General features: G+C 40.9%; 4 protein-coding genes. All 4 read left to right on the forward strand.

From position 1 onward, the window contains the following. Positions 1–15 precede the first annotated feature (15 nt). Positions 16–309 carry a YebG family protein gene (locus CXF78_RS14670; RefSeq protein ID WP_011637687.1) on the forward strand — a complete coding sequence of 98 codons (294 nt, stop codon included), beginning with the start codon at positions 16–18 and terminating at the stop codon, positions 307–309. Between the two features lie 49 nt (positions 310–358). Continuing rightward, a complete protein-coding gene (locus CXF78_RS14675; protein WP_102037217.1) occupies positions 359–817 on the forward strand; it encodes a GAF domain-containing protein in 459 nt (152 codons plus the stop codon). Positions 818–1,094: 277 nt separating this feature from the next. After that, the gene (proQ, locus tag CXF78_RS14680) at positions 1,095–1,706 is read left to right on the forward strand and encodes an RNA chaperone ProQ (protein WP_011637685.1); all 612 of its coding nucleotides are present in this window, start codon (positions 1,095–1,097) and stop codon (positions 1,704–1,706) included. 21 nt (positions 1,707–1,727) lie between these two features. Next, positions 1,728–3,654, forward strand: a 1,927-nt coding sequence (gene prc, locus CXF78_RS14685; protein ID WP_180957158.1) for a carboxy terminal-processing peptidase, incomplete at its 3' end; no start/stop codon positions are given.

The following is a 3,654-nucleotide window of genomic DNA, read 5'->3' on the forward strand; positions in this document are numbered from 1 at the left end:
AGTGAGGATTACATCATGGCAGTGATAACCCAATTTGTCGTGGTCAGAGAAGGGGTGGAAAAGATGACATTTATATCGAAGAAAGAGGCTGATGCCTACGATAAGATGCTTGATATTTCCGATAACCTAGTGCCATTTCTTATTAAGGCAGACCTCGGACTTGATGAAAATAAATGCGAACAACTAGCATTTTATCTAGCAAACAATAAAGATGAGCTTTCTAACTTGCTAAAAGGCATAGTACAGGTTAAAAACGCTCCTACAGCGAAAACTAAAAAGACTGCGGCTAAAAGTACATCAGTAGAATAGTCGTATTCATCACTCATTCTTGGAGTGGGTGTCAGCTTAAGGAATGAAAATGAAAACCGAATTTTACCAAACATTAAATCGTCAAGCACAAGCCTTACTTGAAGGCGAAGATGATTTAACTGCTGCCATGGCTAATTTTTCAGCGTTGTTAAATGACAGCCTAGAAGACTTAAACTGGGCTGGTTTTTATATCAAGCGTGGTGAACAATTAGTCCTTGGTCCATTCCAAGGTAAAGTGGCTTGCACCCGTATTAATATGGGCAAAGGTGTTTGTGGCACTGCCGCAGCAGAAAATAAAACCCAACGAGTTGCCGATGTTCATCAATTTGACGGCCATATTGCATGCGATTCTGCCAGCAATTCAGAAATTGTGATCCCTGTTAGACAGGGCAATGAGGTTGTGGCAGTGTTAGATATTGACAGTCCATTACTGAATCGATTCGATCAAGATGATCAAATTGGTTTAGAAAACATGGTAAAAAGTTTCGAAACTTGCCTATTTGGTTAAATAGCGAACAAATTAGATTAAATCATGGTCGCATTCGCTGTCGCGGGCTTTATAATATGCCGCTATACGCATTTGTGCTGGATTTACTGATGAGCGATGATTAAGCTGAGAGTAAGTTTGGTTAAATTGTTAAGGTTTGTTTCAATGACTTTAGCAAACTGGCGGATAGTGATATTTTGTACGTTAAGCTTTAACAGTAAGGTTTAACGAAAGATGAACGACTGCATGGCAACTTTTATGCCGCATAATCAGTCCCTTTATTAACGTGGAAGTAAAAATGGAATCAACAGACAAGTTGACCGACACCAACGCAATTTTAGCGTATTTATATGAAACCTTTCCTTTATGCTTTATTGCAGAAGGTGAAACTAAGCCATTAAAAATTGGTTTGTTTCAAGATTTGGCTGAACGGTTAGCTGATGATTCTAAAGTCAGTAAAACACAATTACGTGTAGCACTTCGCCGTTATACAAGTAGCTGGCGCTATTTGAAAGGCGTAAAAGCAGGTGCTAAACGTATAGATCTTGACGGTAATGAATGTGCTGAATTAGAACAAGAGCACATTGACCATGCTATTTTGACGCTTAAAGAAAGCCAAGATAAAGCCAAAGCAAAGCGTCAAGCCTTAGCGCCTAAAAAGCCGGCGAAGAAAGTGGCACCTAAACGTGCACCAGCCGTTAAAAAGGAACGTCCTGCACCGGTAGCTGCTCCAGTGATTAAACTTGTGCCTGCTAAGCTAGAAGATTTAAAACAAAAACAACGCGTTAATGTTAAATTAGGTGCCACACCTGTTCCTGGTGTTGTAACTGATATTAATAAAGAGGATGTGCTTGTTCAATTAGATTCTGGCTTATCCATCAAAGTACGTGCAGAGCACATACTATTATAGAAATTTAAGGAGTACTTGTTGATGCGAAAACTTACCTTGGCCGCGTCAATTGCCAGTTTATTTGTCGGCTTTTCGGCATGGGCAATTTCACCAACGATTCAAATCAGCGAGTTACCTAAACTAGCACAAGAGCCACAACATAAAGTGGCTAGCAAGCGAGTAACAACTTTGTTTACTCGCTCGCATTATCATCGTTTTGTACTTGATGATGCATTCTCTGAACAAATATATACCCGTTTTCTTGAGCAACTTGATTATCGTCGTAATGTGCTGACAGCGGCAGACATTGCGAGCTTTAGTCAATATCAAAACCAGTTTGATAACATGGTCGAATCAGGCGATATTAGCCCTGCATTTACCATGTACGATCTAGTACAAAAACGTCGTTATGAGCGTTTTGCTTATGCTTTGTCTTTGCTTGATAAAGAGTTCGACTTTACTCAAGCTGGCGATGCGTATGAATTTGATCGCAAAGATGCGCAGTGGCCAAAAGACGAAGCCGAAGTGAATGAACTTTGGCGTCAACGCGTTAAATATGACGCACTAAATCTAAAGTTAACCGGTAAAAAGTGGCCTGAAATTGTTGAAGTGCTCGAGAAGCGTTATAACAATGCCATTAAGCGTTTAAGCCAAACACAAAGCGAAGACGTGTTTCAAACAGTCATGAATGCGTTTGCTCGTAGTGTTGAGCCTCATACCAGTTATTTATCACCTCGTAATGCAGAACGTTTCCAAATGGAAATGAATTTAAGTCTCGAGGGGATCGGTGCTGTGTTGCAAATGGATGATGACTACACTGTCATCAAAAGTTTAGTGGCCGGAGGGCCGGCGGCCAATAGCGAGAAATTATCACCAGAAGATAAAATTGTTGGTGTTGGTCAAAAAGACGGTGACATTGTTGACGTCATAGGTTGGCGTTTAGATGATGTTGTTGATTTGATCAAAGGGCCAAAAGGCAGCGAAGTCGTATTACAGATTTTGCCGAAAAAAGGCGGGGCGAATGCTAAACCTTTTGAAGTTGTCATTACCCGAGATAAAATTCGTTTAGAAGACCGTGCTGCGACGTCAAAAGTGGTTGAGCCTAAAGAAGGCCAGTATGCCAATCGTAAAGTCGGGGTGATTCAAATCCCTGGGTTTTATATGAATTTGTCACAAGATGTGGCCAAAGAAATCACTAAACTTGAGAAAGACAATGTTGAAGGGATTATTATTGACCTTCGTGGCAATGGCGGTGGGGCATTAACCGAAGCGACATTGCTCACTGGCTTGTTTATTGATATGGGGCCAGTTGTTCAAATCCGTGATGCTAATGGTGGCATTAATCAAAATCGTGATAATGATGGCGCCAGTGCTTACAATGGCCCACTTACTGTGATGGTTGATCGTTATAGTGCATCGGCTTCAGAGATTTTTGCTGCAGCTTTACAAGATTATGACCGCGCACTTATTGTCGGTGAATCGACCTTTGGTAAAGGGACTGTTCAGCAACATAAAAGCTTGGGTCGAATTTATGACATGTACGAAAAGCCAATCGGTCATGTGCAGTATACCATTGCTAAGTTTTACCGTATTAATGGCGGCAGTACTCAGTTAAAAGGTGTCACACCTGATGTGCGCTTACCGAGTGCTTTAGAGCCTGGTGAATATGGTGAGTCGGAAGAAGAAAATGCATTACCATGGGATAAAGTACCTGTAGCGCAGTACACTACTTTAGGGAATATTACCCCTATGTTGATTAACAATCTTGATGTTAAACATAAAGAGCGTATCAGCAAAGATGTAGAGTTCAGTTATATTTACCAAGATATTAATGAGTTTAAAAAACATCACAAAGACAAAACAATATCGCTTGTAGAGAGTGAACGTATTGCTTCTCGTGAAGACGATGATAAGCGTGCTCTAGACCGAGCCAATGCGCGTCGAGTTCACGAAGGTTTAGCTGCTGTGA

The organism is Shewanella sp. 11B5 (genome assembly GCF_002836795.1).
GTDB lineage: Bacteria > Pseudomonadota > Gammaproteobacteria > Enterobacterales > Shewanellaceae > Shewanella > Shewanella frigidimarina.